This window comes from Amycolatopsis sp. NPDC024027, from assembly GCF_040638975.1.
Taxonomy (GTDB): Bacteria; Actinomycetota; Actinomycetes; order Mycobacteriales; family Pseudonocardiaceae; genus Amycolatopsis.
This window is the reverse complement of record NZ_JBEZYY010000003.1, coordinates 354302-368925: the sequence shown is the minus strand read 5'-3', so window position 1 is coordinate 368925 and position 14624 is coordinate 354302. Positions and strand designations below refer to the sequence as shown.

At 71.1% G+C, this 14624-nt stretch carries 15 protein-coding genes; 4 read left to right on the top strand and 11 right to left on the bottom strand.

Annotated features, from left to right (window positions below; genetic code table 11):
* Positions 1-10: 10 nt before the first annotated feature.
* The 4 genes from AB0F52_RS11035 to AB0F52_RS11020 are packed head-to-tail and all read right to left on the bottom strand — an operon-like array spanning position 11 to position 2022.
* Positions 11-421 (bottom strand): arsenate reductase ArsC, encoded by a 411-nt coding sequence (locus AB0F52_RS11035; protein ID WP_360167760.1) that lies wholly within the window; start codon positions 419-421, stop codon positions 11-13.
* Positions 405-605 carry a hypothetical protein gene (locus AB0F52_RS11030; RefSeq protein ID WP_360167757.1) on the bottom strand — a complete coding sequence of 67 codons (201 nt, stop codon included), beginning with the start codon at positions 603-605 and terminating at the stop codon, positions 405-407. The genes AB0F52_RS11035 and AB0F52_RS11030 overlap by 17 nt, the downstream gene beginning before the upstream one ends.
* Positions 602-1621 carry an ACR3 family arsenite efflux transporter gene (gene arsB / locus AB0F52_RS11025; RefSeq protein WP_360168290.1) on the bottom strand — a complete coding sequence of 340 codons (1020 nt, stop codon included), beginning with the start codon at positions 1619-1621 and terminating at the stop codon, positions 602-604. Before arsB ends, AB0F52_RS11030 begins: the two co-directional genes overlap by 4 nt.
* 38 nt (positions 1622-1659) lie before the next feature.
* Positions 1660-2022, bottom strand: a complete 363-nt coding sequence (locus tag AB0F52_RS11020) for a metalloregulator ArsR/SmtB family transcription factor (protein ID WP_360167754.1) — start codon at positions 2020-2022, stop codon at positions 1660-1662.
* Positions 2023-2105: 83 nt separating this feature from the next.
* Between AB0F52_RS11020 and AB0F52_RS11015 the strand changes: the two genes are divergently transcribed.
* Positions 2106-2576: an ArsI/CadI family heavy metal resistance metalloenzyme gene (locus AB0F52_RS11015; RefSeq protein WP_360167751.1), complete on the top strand. Its 471-nt coding sequence runs from the start codon at positions 2106-2108 to the stop codon at positions 2574-2576.
* Positions 2577-2805: 229 nt separating this feature from the next.
* Here AB0F52_RS11015 and AB0F52_RS11010 read toward each other — a convergent pair whose 3' ends face one another.
* Positions 2806-3540 (bottom strand): methyltransferase domain-containing protein, encoded by a 735-nt coding sequence (locus tag AB0F52_RS11010; protein ID WP_360167748.1) that lies wholly within the window; start codon positions 3538-3540, stop codon positions 2806-2808.
* Complete coding sequence (locus AB0F52_RS11005) at positions 3537-3869, bottom strand: metalloregulator ArsR/SmtB family transcription factor (protein WP_360167745.1); 333 nt, start codon at positions 3867-3869, stop codon at positions 3537-3539. The genes AB0F52_RS11010 and AB0F52_RS11005 overlap by 4 nt, the downstream gene beginning before the upstream one ends.
* 489 nt (positions 3870-4358) lie before the next feature.
* Between AB0F52_RS11005 and AB0F52_RS11000 the strand changes: the two genes are divergently transcribed.
* Together AB0F52_RS11000 and AB0F52_RS10995 are read left to right on the top strand one after the other, a co-directional pair.
* Positions 4359-5372, top strand: coding sequence for a cytochrome P450 (locus tag AB0F52_RS11000; RefSeq protein WP_360167742.1), 1014 nt, complete (start codon positions 4359-4361; stop codon positions 5370-5372).
* A 223-nt stretch (positions 5373-5595) separates the two neighbouring features.
* On the top strand, positions 5596-6645 hold the full coding sequence (locus tag AB0F52_RS10995) for a methyltransferase (RefSeq protein WP_360167739.1): 1050 nt from the start codon (positions 5596-5598) through the stop codon (positions 6643-6645).
* On the opposite strand, the gene AB0F52_RS10990 is transcribed toward AB0F52_RS10995, so the two are convergent.
* The 5 genes from AB0F52_RS10990 to AB0F52_RS10970 all read right to left on the bottom strand — a co-directional run bounded on the left by AB0F52_RS10990 (position 6614) and on the right by AB0F52_RS10970 (position 12413).
* Complete coding sequence (locus AB0F52_RS10990; RefSeq protein ID WP_360167736.1) at positions 6614-7150, bottom strand: RDD family protein; 537 nt, start codon at positions 7148-7150, stop codon at positions 6614-6616. The genes AB0F52_RS10995 and AB0F52_RS10990 overlap by 32 nt on opposite strands.
* Positions 7151-7200: 50 nt before the next feature.
* Positions 7201-7851, bottom strand: coding sequence for a response regulator transcription factor (locus AB0F52_RS10985; protein WP_360167733.1), 651 nt, complete (start codon positions 7849-7851; stop codon positions 7201-7203).
* Positions 7851-9044 (bottom strand): histidine kinase, encoded by a 1194-nt coding sequence (locus tag AB0F52_RS10980; protein ID WP_360167730.1) that lies wholly within the window; start codon positions 9042-9044, stop codon positions 7851-7853. The genes AB0F52_RS10985 and AB0F52_RS10980 overlap by 1 nt, the downstream gene beginning before the upstream one ends.
* Positions 9045-9069: 25 nt before the next feature.
* Positions 9070-9516 carry a hypothetical protein gene (locus tag AB0F52_RS10975; RefSeq protein ID WP_360167727.1) on the bottom strand — a complete coding sequence of 149 codons (447 nt, stop codon included), beginning with the start codon at positions 9514-9516 and terminating at the stop codon, positions 9070-9072.
* An 83-nt stretch (positions 9517-9599) separates the two neighbouring features.
* Positions 9600-12413, bottom strand: coding sequence for a glycoside hydrolase family 2 TIM barrel-domain containing protein (locus tag AB0F52_RS10970; protein WP_360167724.1), 2814 nt, complete (start codon positions 12411-12413; stop codon positions 9600-9602).
* 119 nt (positions 12414-12532) lie between these two features.
* Here AB0F52_RS10970 and AB0F52_RS10965 point away from each other — a divergent pair, with 119 nt between their 5' ends.
* Positions 12533-14596 carry a PQQ-dependent sugar dehydrogenase gene (locus AB0F52_RS10965; protein ID WP_360167721.1) on the top strand — a complete coding sequence of 688 codons (2064 nt, stop codon included), beginning with the start codon at positions 12533-12535 and terminating at the stop codon, positions 14594-14596.
* Positions 14597-14624: the final 28 nt, after the last annotated feature.

Genomic DNA, 14624 nt, shown 5'->3' with positions numbered 1-14624 from the left:
GCCAACACGGTCAGGCTCCGGCCGCCAAGAGTTCGGCGAGCAGTTCACGCACCCGGCGGTCGATCTCGTCCCGGATCGGCCGCACGGCCTCGACGTCCTGGCCCGCGGGGTCCTCGAGCTGCCAGTCGAGGTACCGCTTGCCGGGGAAGATCGGGCAGGCGTCGCCGCAGCCCATCGTGATGACGACGTCGGAGGCTTTGACCGCGTCCGTCGTCAGTTTCTTCGGGACTTCCCGGGAGAGGTCGAGCCCGATTTCGGCCATCGCCTCGCGGACGGCGGGGTTGATGCTGCTCGCCGGCGCGGAGCCGGCCGACCGGACCTCGACCGCGCCGTGGGCGTGGTGGGCCAGCAGGGCGGCGGCCATCTGGGACCGGCCCGCGTTGTGCACGCAGACGAAGAGGACTTCAGGCTTGCCGGTCATGGGGGCGTTCTCCGTCGACTCGGGGTACGGGCAGGGCCGTCGCGATGATCGCGGCGAAGACGATGCCGCACACGGCCGCGACGGCGAGGCCGGTGAAGGGCCACAGGACGAGAACCCAGACGACGCCCGCGAGCGCGCCGGCGGCTTGACGGTGGTGCAGGATCCACATCCAGATGCGAGTCACCGAGGGCTCCTTGCGAAGCGGTGGCGGAGCGCGAGGGAGACATACACGAGCGCGAGGAGCACGGGCACTTCGATCAGTGGCCCGACGACCCCGGCCAGCGCCTGTCCGCTCGCGGCGCCGAAAGTCGCGATGGCGACGGCGATCGCGAGTTCGAAGTTGTTGCCCGCGGCGGTGAAGGCGAGTGTGGTCGTGCGTTCGTAGCTCAGGCCCACGGCTTTGCCGAACGCGTAGGACCCGGCCCACGTCAGTCCGAAGTAGACGAGCAGTGGCACGGCGATCCGGGCGACGTCCAGCGGACGGCTGGTGATCTGCTCGCCCTGCAGGGCGAAGAGGACGACGATGGTGAACAGCAGCCCGTACAGCGCGACGGGCCCGACCTTCGGCAGGAACCGCGTCTCGTACCATTCCCGGCCTCGAGCGCGTTCGCCGAAGCGCCGGGTCAGGTAGCCGGCAATCAGGGGGATGCCGAGGAAGATCAGCACGCTCCTGGCGATCTGCCATCCGGACACCGCCAAGTCGGCTTGCGGGAGACCCAGCCAGCCGGGCAGGACCGAGAGGTAAAACCAGCCGAGCAGGCCGAACGCGATCACCTGGAACACCGAGTTCAGCGCGACCAGCACAGCGGCGGCTTCGCGGTCGCCGCAGGCGAGGTCGTTCCAGATGATGACCATGGCGATGCAGCGGGCGAGGCCGACGATGATCAGCCCGGTCCGGTACTCCGGCAGGTCCGGCAGCAGCAGCCACGCGAGGGCGAACATCAGCGCCGGGCCGACGACCCAGTTCAGCATCAGCGACGGCCACAGCAGTCGCCGGTCGCGGGTGACGGTGCCGAGCCGGTCGTAGCGGACCTTCGCCAGGACCGGGTACATCATCACCAGCAGCCCGAGCGCGATCGGCAACGAGATCCCGTCCACTTCGACCGCGGACAGCGCGGTGTTCAAGCCAGGGATCCAGCGGCCGGCCAGCAGCCCGGCGACCATGGCGACCGCGATCCAGACCGGCAGCAGCTTGTCCATGGCGGACAGGCGTGGTGCCGTCCTGGTGTCGACGACGGTCACGCCGTGACTACTTCGCCGGTGGTGGTGAGCACCGCCGACAGCCGTGCCAGCACCTCCGGGTGCACGCGGTAGTAGATCCAGGTGCCGCGCCGGTCGCCGGTGATCAGCCCGGACTCGCGCAGCACCTTCAGGTGGTGGGAGATGGTCGGGCCGGTCAGGTCGAAGGCGTCGGTCAGGTCGCAGACGCACGCCTCACCACCCGCGTGGGAGGCGATCAGCGACAGCAGGCGCAACCGGACCGGGTCCGCCATCGCCTTGAACAGGTGCGACAGCTCGACCGCCTGATCCTGCGTCAGCGGCTCCCGGGCCAAGGGCGCGCAGCAGGCGTCCATCGCGACGAGCGGCAGTTGCTTCGACATACCTCTATATTGACAGATTTACATATAGAGGGCAATCTAAGTTCGTCTACTTAGACAGTCATCTATCCAAGGAGGTAGCGGAGATGTCACGGGTACAGCTGGCCCTGCGAGTCGGAGACCTCGAAGGCTCGATCGACTTCTACTCGAAGTTGTTCGGCACCGAGCCGGCGAAGCTCCGGCCGGGCTACGCGAACTTCGCGATCGAGGAGCCCGCCCTGAAGCTGGTCCTGCTCGAAGGCGAGCCCGGCCAGGAGACGGTGATGGACCACCTCGGCGTCGAGGTCGAGTCGACCGACCAGGTCGACGCGGCGACCCAGCGGCTGACCGGCGAAGGCCTGGAAACGCTCACCGAGGACGACACCACCTGCTGCTACGCGGTGCAGGACAAGGTGTGGGTGCACGGGCCCGGCAAGGAACCGTGGGAGGTCTACACGGTCAAGGGCGACTCGGCGGCGTACGGCAGCGACAGCGCCGCACTGGTCACCCCGGCGACGTGCTGCACGCCGGACGCCGAGACCGGCGCGACGGCCAAGCCGGAGGGCTGCTGCAACTGAAGGCGCGGAGCCGGTGCGCGATCGAGGGGCGCACCGGCTACGTTCCGGTCCGCCTGCTGCGGCGTTCGATCATGACGACGTCACGCCGGACGCCGTGGTGCCGGCCGAAGCGCTCACGGATCCCGATCTCCCGGAATCCGGCCCGGCGGCGCAGTTCGCGGCTGGCGGTGCCTGGCCGGTGTCCAGTCCGGCCTGGTGGATCGCCGGCACCTGATCCGCGGCTCGGCCGTCATCGCCACTTCGACGGTTTCCTGGCGCGGATGATCGCCGAGTGGAGCTTGTCGCCGACCTCATGGGCGAGCCGGACATCGATGCCGGCGAGTCCGGCGTCGCGCAGGAGCTTCCGGTACTGGCCGGCGGTGAGCGCGCCGCCGAGGCATTCGACCGCACCGGATTTCGCGGCGCGTTCAGCGTCGGTGAGCGTGTCGTCGGCCAGGATGTCGGTGACGCCGAGCCGACCGCCGGGCCGCAGAACGCGGGCGATTTCGCTGAACACGGACGGCTTGTCGGACGACAGCGCGATGACGCAGTTGGAGATGACGACGTCGACCGAGGCGTCCGGCAGCGGGATCCGCTCGATGGTGCCCTTGAGGAACTCGGCGTTGGCGACGCCGGCCTGCTCGGCGTGCCGGCGGGCGAGGGCGAGCATCTCGTCGGTCATGTCCAGGCCGATCGCCCGGCCGCCGGGCCCGACGCGGCGGGCGGAGAGCAGCACGTCCAGCCCACCGCCGGAGCCGAGGTCGAGCACGGTTTCGCCAGGGGCAAGCTCGGCGACGGCGAGCGGGTTGCCGCAGCCGAGGCTGCTCGCGGTCACCTCGGCCGGAACCTCCGCGCCGGCGTAGTGCACGGCACCGAGCCGATCGGCGTCCCCGTCGCCGGAGAGCAGGCCGGTCCCTTCCCCGGCCAGGGCCCGCCGGGCGGCTGTGGCGTAACGGTCGCGGACGGCGTCCCGGTCGGGGTTCATCGAGCCTCCCCATCGGCGGTCTCGGCGAACGACCGGACCCCGCGCCCCATGACGACGTCCGCGGCACTCGGGAAGCAGGAGACGCACTCCTCGTTGACCCGGTAGAGCCGAGCGGTCCCCCGCGGCTCGACCAGCACGAACCCGGTGTCGGCGAGCACCTTCAGGTGCGCGGACACCGTGGACTGGCCGACGCTGACCCGCTCGACGACCTCCCCCACCGACATCGGCGTCCGGGCCTCGGCGAGCAGGTTGAGGATCTGCACCCGCGTCGGGTCCGCCAGCGTCCGGAACCACCCGGCATAGGTCTTGGCCACCTCCCGATCCAGCACGACGACTCCTTCCATCGTCCATCGACGATAGACGATTTTTCCGGGTGAGGAAAGTGGCTGCATCCGAGCCGGCGGGGCTGCGACGACCGCGGAGATGCCCCACCGTCCACAATAGACAGTCAGCTTCGGGGCGGCCACGGACGCGCGGGAGGTGGCCTGAGCGGAGCGAATCCGGGACCGGGTGGTCGTTCTTGACGAGATCCGGCCGGGAGAGCAAGCTGAGACAGCTACGCCGATGAATGACGCACGCATCGGTGCGGCTCGATGGGGAGGGGAGAGTCCGGTCATGACGCTGACCCAGCCGGCTTCCGACACGCCAAGCCAGTCCGTGGATGAGGTCATCCGTGGGGGATGCCCGCGAAGCGGCTTGCCCGTTCGATGAGAGCGGGGTACCGGCGGCCGCTCAGGCGCGATCCCTTCGAGTACCTCAAAGACCTTCGCCGCCGCACCGCGACAGGGGTGATCCGGCTTCCCTGGGGCGGCTGGTGCGTGAGTGATCCGGAACTGGCGAACGAACTGCTGCGCAGCCCGGAATTCAACAGCGGTACCTCCGGGTTCTTCGGCGAACTGCTGCCGACGCGGGCCGCGCAGGTTGCCATCGGCCAGGCGGCGCGGAACACCTTGCGGGCCCGGGTGCCCGAGTACCGGGAGGCACTCGCCGGAGCGCTGGCGGACCTGCCCTCGGCCGGCCGCTGGCCGGCCACCGCGTCCGAACTCGTGTACCGCGGCCTGGCGGACGTGCTGCTCCACCCGGGGACTCCGGCCGGGACGCGGCAACTGATGGAGCAGGCCGTGCACGGTGGCGTCATGTTCCGCTCGCCACACGTGTGGCAGCGGGCGCGAGCGGAACTCCTGCGCGGGAAGCTGATCGCGGCCGTGACCCGGGAAGTGGGCTGTCGCAGAGAAGAGCCGCCCGGCCGGTCGCGTGATGTCCTGGACGCCGTGCTCGGCGCGTGCCCGGACGACCTGGCGGACCGGACCGTCGCCGAGGTCTTCCTGGTGCTGTTCCGCTCGATCGTCGCGCCCGTCGGTTCCACGCTGGCCTGGTCGGTGTTGCTGGCCGGCCTGCACCACACGTCGGCTTCCCCGTGGCCGTGGCCCTCCGAGTGGATCGTGCGCGAAGCGATGCGACACCGGCCGATGGTCTGGATGGTCGGCCGGACCGTCGACCGGCCGACCGAATTCGGCGGCCTCCCCTTCCGGCCCGGCGACATCCTCTCGGTCAGCCCGTTCCTGGTGCACCACGACCAGCGCCACTGGGCGGATTCCGAGCTCTTCCGGCCTGAGCGGTGGGCGGAATCCGGCGAGCGCGGCCCCTACGTGCCGTTCGGCGCGGGGCCGTACACCTGTGTCGGCGCGTCGGTGGCGCTGACGCTGATGACCGAAACGCTGACGGCGCTCACGAAGGACGCCCGGCTGTCCGTCACCGGAGCCGACGCCCGCCCGGCCATGGCCGAGGGTGCCGTTCCCCGGCCCTTCACCGTCGTCCGCACCCCCACCTGAGACGGAAGCCCTCGACCCCGGAAGGAGGTGAACGACCATGATCGCGAAGCTGCGGCGCATCCTCGGCTCCAAGCCGCCCGGACGGTGGAAGTGGTAGCACCTGACGGCTCGGGGGCTCGATGACACGGCGAAAGCGTGCATCGAGCCTGCCCGAGCGCCGCTGTCCACCGCACTCAGGCGATGTCGAAGACGGCCGCCGATGGCCAGGGAAGAACAGGCAGGCATGGCGATTTCCGAGACTCCGGCGACCGGACCGAGCACCAGCGAGCGGGGCTCGGGGCGAACCCTGCGCGAGCTGTCCGATCTGATCACCCCGATGACGATCAGGGTGGCGGTCACCCTGCGCATCCCCCAGAAGATTTCGGAAGGCGAGCTCACCGCGGAGGCGCTGGCAGCGGCCACGAACAGCGATCCCGATGTGCTGGAACGCATCCTCCTCCACTTGGTCAGCGTCGGCGTGCTGACCCGGGACGATGACGGCCGGTTCGGGCTGACCCGCGTGGGCGATCAGCTGCTCCTGGAAGACGACGGGTTCGCCAACCCGGATTTCCTGGACCTCAACACCGTGGTCGGCCGGGCCGAACTGTCCTTCGTCCGCCTTCCGGACGTCGCCCGGAGTGGCGACATCGTCGCGTATTCGGCTCAGTACGGCACCGGTTTCTGGGACGATCTCGGCAACGAACCCTCCTCGGCCACCCACTTCGACCAGGTGATGGCCGACGGAATGCAGAAGAGGGTCCAGGAGATCGCCGAGTCCTACGATTGGGGAGCACTCGGCAGCGTCGTCGACGTCGGCGGCGGAAACGGAACTCTTCTCGCGGGCTTGCTGCGCGCACATCCGGGTCTTCGGGGCACCGTGGTCGACCGCGATGCCGGCCCGGCCACCCGGACGTTCCGCGAGGCCGGGTTGACCGGCCGAGCGGCGGCGCTCAGCGGAAGCTTCCTGGAGCCGCTGCCACCGGGAGCCGGCGGATATGTGGTGTCGCGGATCCAAAGTGACTGGAACGACGCCGACGTCCGGACCATCCTCGGCCACTGCGCCCACGCCGCCGGAGCGGCGGGCCGGGTCATCGTGGTCGACGAGTTCGCGGCCGAGGAAGGCGTTCGCACCGACTCCGAAACCGACCTCCGCATGCTGATGTACTACGGGGGAAAGGAACGGACGATGGAACAGGTGCGCGAACTGGCCGCCGACGTGGGCCTGTCGGTGCGATCGCTCCGCCGCGCGGCTGATTGGACGATCATGGAGCTGTCCTCGGCTCGCGACGGCTGAGGTCGGCCCGGACCACGAGGGTCCGCGCCACCAGGTCACCGATCCGCTGCTGCCGCTTGGTCGCCACGATGCTGACGACGGCCACCAGCCCCAGCAGCAGCCCGTCGACCGTGAGCAGGACCCACCGGATCAGGTACGCGCGTGCCTTGGGCTGCCCGCCGCGCAGGGTTTGCACCCGCAGGCCCATCACCAGCATCCCCGGGGTGATCCCGCCCCGGCGCACCGGAACCCAGATCTGGATGACGATGTCGCAGGCCTGGCTGGCCGCGAGGAACGTGATCGCCGGTGCCCACAGGATGACCTTCGGCGGCACCCAACCCCACTGCGCCAGCGGAATGGCGATCAGGCCGGCGACGAGCCCGGCGAACACCCCTACGCCGACGGCGAGAGCCCAGTCCAGCGCCGCCTGGACCGCCCGGCGCCCGGCCATCCCCAGCCGCTCCGCCGGCTCACCCGCCCGGTCGGTGGCCGGCGGTTCCGGAGCCGATCCGGCCGAAGTGGTCATCGCGCTGACAGCACACTCGGCGAGTCTTGCACACCGGTCAAGCGTCATCGTCAGCCGAGCAAACCGCGCTGCCACGCCCAAATCGCGATCTCCGTGCGGTTGCGGAGCCCGAGTTTGCGCTGCACGCTCGTCAGGTGCGTCTTGACCGTCGAAAGGGAGACGCGCAGGTAGTCGGCGATCTCCGCGTTGGTCCGCCCTTGGGCGACCGCGAGCACGACGTCGGATTCCCGGTCGGTCAGGAGATCCGGCGCCCCCTGCGCGCGCCGCCGGGCCCGCTCGGTGAACCGGGCCAGCAGGCGCACCGTGACCGACGGCGAGACCATCGCCTCGCCGTTGGCCGCCGCACGCACCGCGTCCACCAGCAGCCGCGGCCCCGCGTCCTTGAGCAGGAACCCGCACGCGCCGCCGAGCAAAGCGGCGTAGACGTTCTCGTCGGCGTCGTAGGTCGTCACCACCACGACCCGCAGCGGGTCGGCGACGGCCGGTCCGGCCAGCAGCTCGGTCGCGCGCAGACCGTCCACTCCGGGCATCCGGATGTCCATCAGCGTCACGTCGGGCCGCAACCGCCGCGCCAGCCGGACCGCGGTCTCCCCGTCCGCGGCCTCGGCGATCACGTCGATGTCCGGCGCGGCGTCGAGCACCAGCCGGAACCCGGTGCGCACCAGCACCTGGTCGTCGGCCACCAGCACCCGGATGGTCATCAGATCCCCCGCGGCAAGGTGTCGAAGGGCGTGTCTTCGCCGCCGAGCGGCAAGCGGGCCGCGACCCGCCAGCTCGAGCCCGCTTCACGCCCCGCGGTCAGGTCGCCGCCCAGCATGGCCAGCCGCTCGGTCATGCCGATGATCCCGAACCCGCCGGGCGAGGGCAGCGGTGTCGCGGGCACGCCGTTGTTCCGGACCTCCAGCACCAGCTCGTCGGCCTCGACGCGGGCGGAGACGGCCACTTCGGTCGCCGCCGGCGCGTGCCGCCGGACGTTGGTCAGCGCCTCGGTCACGACGCGGTGGATGGTCGTGCCCAGCTGGGCCGGTACCGGCAGCTGGTCCAGCTCCTCGGCGACGTCCACCCGGGCGGCGGAGCCGGTGGCCGCGCGCACCGCGTCGCCGAGGACGGCGCCGGCGGGTGGCGGCACGCCTTCGGTGTTCCGCAGCATGCCGACGAGCCGGCGCGCGGCACCCAGCGCCGCACTCCCGGCCTCCTCGATCTCGCGGTAGACCGCGGCGTGGTTGTCCTCGTCGGGTTTCGCTTCGGTGATCGCGCGGGCGGCCTGAACGCGCACGACGATGCCGCTGACGTGGTGGGACACCAGGTCGTGCAGCTCCCGGGCCAGCTGCAGCCGTTCCTGGCCGCGCACCCGCTCCAGCGCGTCCCGCTCCCGGCCGTCCGCCGCGCGCAGGATGAGCCCGACCCCCAGGCAGGCGCCCCAGTACGCCGCGGCCGCCACGGCCAGCAGCGCCTCCGGCACGTCCGCGCCGTAGCGCAGCAACGGCGCCGCGATCATCACGACGCCCAGCACCGGTGCCAGCGCGGCCGCGCGTCTCGGCTCGAGCTTGCGGCCGACTGAGGCGGTGAGCACCCCGGCCGCCACGATTTCGGCGATCGGGGGCTCGCTCCGCGCGTCGGTGATGATCGGCACGACCGTGCCGATCGCCGACAGCGCCGCGACGGCGCTCCCCAGGATGCCGATGTGGCGGGGAAAGCGCCGCCGCAGCACGACCAGTACCGGGACCGCCGTACCCGTGGCGGCCAGGAGCCCGGCCAGCGGGGCGGCCCAGCCGTGACCACCGTGGCCGGGCACGCGCAGGGCCAGCAGCACGTCGGCGACGATCGCCGCGGCCAGCACCACGATCTCGGTGCCGAGCATGCCGCGCCGGGCCCGGGCCCCCGTTCTGCGCATGGCCGTCATGATCCACCGACCCGGATCAGCCCGCGCGCCGAACCCCGGCGATGTAGCGGTTGGACGGGGCCAGGTAGCTGAGCACGGTCGCGACGACCGCGATCCCGCAGCTGACGTAACCCGCCCACGACGCTTGCGTGGTCACCAGCGAAGCGGCCTGGAGCAGCGTGAACACGGTGAGCGTGACGCGGGCCCAGTTGCGCCCGGCCTTGAGCTTGAACGACAGCCACAGGTAGACGAGCGCGATGACCCCGGCGATCGCGACCGGAACGGCCTGCGCCACCAGGGTCAGCCGGTCGAGCTGGTCCTGCGACAACGCCGGGTTGTTGCGGCGCAAGGCGGCCGCGATTTCGTCGCGCGCGCTCAGGACGAACAGCGCGCCGGCGATCGCGGAGACCGTGGACACCAGGAAGCCGAAGAAGGCGGCGATGATCGTGCTGGGCGGGTTCGCCCGTACCGTTTCAGTAGTCATACCGGGAAATTAGGTCGCGGCGCGGCCCGGCACCCGCTGAGTCGCGCCCGTCTCGTACTTTCGGCCGAGGCGCCGGGTCTCGTTCACCCGTCGAACCGGAAGTACACGGTGCGGTGGTAGTCGCCGGTACCGGTGTTCGGCCGGCTCTCCGGCCCCAGCGCCGCGACGCCGTGGAACTTGTTCCCGATCGGCGCGATGCCGTCGAGCAGCGAGACGTTGCCGGCCGGGTAGGCGACCACGGCGTTCTGCGGGTCCGGGCCCACCGCCGGGGTGAACAACCGCAGGTAGAGGCCCTCTTCCGCGGCGACGACGGTGACCCTGCCTTCGGTGGTTTCCAGCACCGCCCAGCAGGTCCGCGCGTGGTAGCCCTTGAACTCCGGGTACGCGAACCCGCTCGCCCCGGTCGCGGTGTCGTTGTACGGCTTGCTCCAGACGTCGGGCTGCACGCCGCGCAGCCGGTTCTTGTAGACGCGGTACGGCCCGTCCCCGAGCCACGTCAGGCCCCGGACGTTCGCCTCCGGGTAGTCGAAGTTCACGCCGAGGTGGTCGTGGTCGCCGGTGGCGCGGTAGCGGTACTCCAGCCGCAGCCAGCCGTTGGCGTCCAACCGCCAGCGCACCGACGTCAGGTCGCCGCTGTAGTCCGCCTGCACGACCCAGCCGGTGCCGTCGCGGAAGTGGCTGAACCCGGTCAGGGCGGCCGTCCCGCCGGCCGGGGCCGGGCCGTTGGCCAGCGACAGCGGCGTGCCGCCGCGGCGCACGCCGGTCAGCCGTCCGTCGGACTTGCCGATGGTGACCCGGGTGGCTCCGGCGACGAGCGTGACGTCGGTGGCGGTCTCGGCCGCGTCGACGCCGCCCGTGGCCGCCGCCTTGACCAGGCTCGCCGCGAAGTCCGGTGCCTTGCGGATGCGCCACGTCCAGCTGCCGACGTCCCGGCCGGTCGGGTCGGTCACGCTCAGCCGCAGCGCGTCGGCGCCGGTCCAGCCGGCGGGCAGGCCGAGCGTCACCGCGCCGGTGGCCCCCGGGGCGACATCCGGCGCGGCCGCCTGGCCTTGGGCGAGGACCTGGTGCCCGGAACCCGCGCCGGGTGCGGGGAACGCGAGCAGCTGCCAGGCGAACCGGCACGCGCGGAGGTTCGTGAAGTCGTACCGGTTGACCAGCTTCACGGTCTTGTCGAACGACGCCGGGAAGACCGAGTCGTAGTAGGCCGGGCTGGCCAGCTGGACCGGCGACCAGATGTCCTTGATGGTGAAGAAGCTGCCTTCCTTTTCCCGGTACGGGCCGAGAATGCCGTCGGGGGCCCGGCTGCCGTTCGTGTCGAGGGCCCCGCCGCGGTCGTCCCGCACGACGCTTTCGTCGACGAGCGCCCAGATGAACCCACCCGCCGAGCGCTGGGCCCCGCCCATGAGCTTCCAGTAGTCGTTCAAGCCGGCCCCGGCGCCGCCGTCATAGAGGCCGTGCAGGAACTCCGTCGGCATGAAGACCGTGGCGCCGGCGGCCTTGCTCGCGGTGCTGCTGTAGGTCTGGTAGTGGCTGGTGTCGACACCGCTGAACGTCGTCCACGGGTGCAGCACCGGCCGCCGCTGCGGGTCGTACCGGCCGAAGTCGTCGTCCAGCGCGGTGTTCCAGCCGCCTTCGTTCCCGTTGTCCCAGAACAGGATCGACGGGTGGTTGACGTCGCGCTCCACCAGCGCCTCGACCAGCGGCGCCCCGACGCCCTCGTCGTAGTGGCGCTGCCAGCCGGTCAGCTCGTCCAGGACGTAGAGCCCGAGCTCGTCGCAGAGGTCGAGGAAGTACGCGTCCGGCGGGTAGTGCGACATCCGGACGGCGTTCATGTTCATGTCCTTCATCAGCCCGATGTCCAGCCGGGCGAGGCGCGGGCTCGACGCCCGGCCGGAGGTCGGCCAGAACGTGTGCCGGTTCGCTCCTTTGAGGACGATCCGCTTCCCGTTGACGTAGACGCCGTCTCCGGCCCGGACCTCGATCGTGCGGAACCCGAAGCGCTCCACGGTGCTGTGCAGCGGCACGCCGGCGGGACTCGCGAGCGTCAGCTCGACCTGGTGGAGGTTCGGCGTTTCGGCCGTCCACAACGAGGGTTGGGCCGCGGTCGTGGTCAAGGTCGCGTCCGTGGCCCCGCTCGCCACCGGAACCGAGAAGGGCCCGCCGACGGCCGTGCCGTCGAGCCGGCGCAGCTGCGCGGTCAGCCGGGCCGCCGCGGTCACCCCGGCGAGCGTGACGTGGGCGGCGAAGGTCCCGTCCGCGCGGGCGTCGATCGCGACGCGGTCGATCCGGGCGGCCGGGTACGCCTGCAGCGACACCGGCCGGAAGATCCCCCCGAAGTTCCAGAAGTCGCCGCGGCGCTCGGCGTCGTTCACCGAGTTGTCGGCCGATTCCTTGCTCACGGTCGCCTCGAGCAGATTCGCCTCGCCGAGCCGCAGGAGGGACGTCACGTCGTAGCGGAAGCGGTAGAAGCCGCCCTGGTGCACCGGCCCCGCCGAGACGCCGTTGACCCGCACGTCGGCGTCGGTCATGGCGGCCTCGAACACCAGGAAGATCCGGCGGCCGGCCCAGGACGCCGGCGGCGTGAAGGAGTGCCGGTAGTGGCCCTTCTCCGCCGGGACGAGATCGCCGCCGTAGTGGTAGCTGCCGAAGCCGTGGCACTCCCAGTTGGACGGAGTCGGGATCGTGGCCCACTCCCCCGCGCGCCGGCCGGCCGTGACCTGGAAGTCCCAGTCGACCGGGTGGTCGGCGTCGCTGCCGGTGAGCAGCAGCGTTTCGGTTACCGGACCGGCGAGCGCCGCACCGGCCTCGGCCGCCGAAGCGGCTCCGGACGTCGGCCATCCTGCCGCGGCCACGCCGGCCGCGCTGACCGCCAGCGCCTGACGACGGGTCAGTTCCACCAGACCTCCCGAGGTCCGATCTGATATATGACACACCGTACAACGGGAAGTACCCACGGAGCGGACAAGCAGCCGGACAAGTCTTGACGCCCGGTCTCGGCCCCGCGAAAGGTAGGAGCATGGCCTCCTCGAACGTCCGCCGGCGTGCGCGCTTCGGCTTCCTGACCGCGTTGATCGCCGCCGCCGCGGTGGTCGCGCCCGCGAGCGCCGCCACCGGCACGACCGTGGTCGGCGTGGCGTCCGGCCGGTGCCTGGACGTCGTCGGCAACAGCACCGCGGCCAAGACGCGTGTGAACATCTACGACTGCACCGGGCAGGCCAACCAGGCCTGGACGTTCACGGCCGCGGGCGAGCTGCGGGTCTACGACCCCGCGATGTGCCTCGACGTGGCCGGCGCGAGCACCACGTCCCCGGCCGACGCGCAGATCTACCCCTGCAACGGCGGCGCCAACCAGAAGTGGCGGATCAACGCCGACGGCACCATCACCGGCGTCCAGTCGGGCCTCTGCCTCGACGTCACCGGAGCGGGCACCGCGAACAGCACCCTGGTCGGGTTGTACACCTGCACCGGCGGGGGCAACCAGAAGTGGCGGACCTCCCTCGGCGACGCCCAGCCGCCGAGCGTGCCGGGCAACCCGCGCGTCAGCGACCTGGTCTGCGACGCGGTGACGTTCTCGTGGAACGCGTCCACCGACAACGTGGGTGTCGCGTTCTACGACGTCTACCACGACGGGCAGCTGATGAAGTCGGTGAGCGGGAGCACCTTGTCGACGAGCCTCACGGTCGTCGGCGGCGCCACCTGGGGCCTGTACGTCAACGCCCGCGACGCCGCGGGCAACGTCTCGCAGGCCAGCGCCACGGTGCCGGTCACGCCGCCGCAGTGCCAGCCCGACACCCAGGCGCCGAGCGCGCCCACGAGGCTCACCGGCAGCGCGTCCGGCACCACGGTGACCCTGAACTGGACCGCCGCGACGGACAACGTCGGCGTCCGGGCCTACGACGTCTACCGCGGCGGCGCCAAGGTCGGCGCCGTCACCGGGACCGCCACCGCGCCGCCCGCGACCACCTTCGTCGACAGCGGGCTGGCGGCGAACACGAGCTACTCGTACTACGTCGTCGCGCGGGACGCCCAGGCGAACGTCTCGGCGCCCAGCGCGGCCACGACCGTCACCACCGGCGCGGCCTGTGGTGCCTCCGTCTGCGCGGTGACGCAGATCGCGACCGACACGGACATCCCGTGGGGCCTGGTGACGCTGCCGGACGGCACGATCCTCTACACCCGGCGCGACGCCCACGACATCGTCCACCTGAACCCCGCCACCGGGACCAAGACCAGCGTCGGCACGGTTCCCGGCGTCGACAACACCGACGGCGAGGGCGGCCTGCTCGGCCTGGCCGTCGCGACCGGCTTCTCCGGTGACCACTGGCTGTACGTCATGCACACCTCGCCGTCCGACAACCGGATCGTGCGGATCAAGCTGGCGAACGACCGGCTCGACACGGCGTCGGAACAGGTCCTGCTCAGCGGGTTGCTGCGCAACAAGTACCACAACGGCGGGCGCTTGCGCTTCGGGCCCGACGGCAAGCTCTACGCCAGCACCGGTGACGCCCAGAACGGCGACAACGCGCAGAACAAAGCAAGTCTCAACGGCAAGATCCTGCGCCTGAACCCGGACGGCAGCGTGCCCTCGGACAACCCGTTCGGCAACCCGGTGTGGAGCTACGGCCACCGCAACCCGCAGGGGCTGGCGTTCGACTCCCAGGGCCGGTTGTGGGAGCAGGAGTTCGGCAACTCCGTCATGGACGAGACCAACCTCATCACCAAGGGCGGCAACTACGGCTGGCCGGCGTGTGAAGGCACCTCGGGGACGTGCGGCACGGCCGGGTTCATCGCCCCCAAGCGGACGTACCCGACGGCGGACGGTTCCTGCTCCGGCATCGCCATCGTCCGCGACGTGCTCTACGTCGCCTGCGAACGCGGGACCCGGATGTACCGGGAAGTGATCAGCGGCAGCGACCTGACCGACGTCCAGGCGTACTTCAACGGCACCTACGGCCGGTTGCGCACGGTGGAGCCCGCTCCGGACGGCGGCCTGTGGCTCACGACGACCAACAACGGCGACAAGGACAGCGTCCCCGACAACAGCAACGAGAAGATCTTCCACGTCGCGTTGGGCGGCTGATCGAGCAGCGACGGCCGAGGACTGCCGA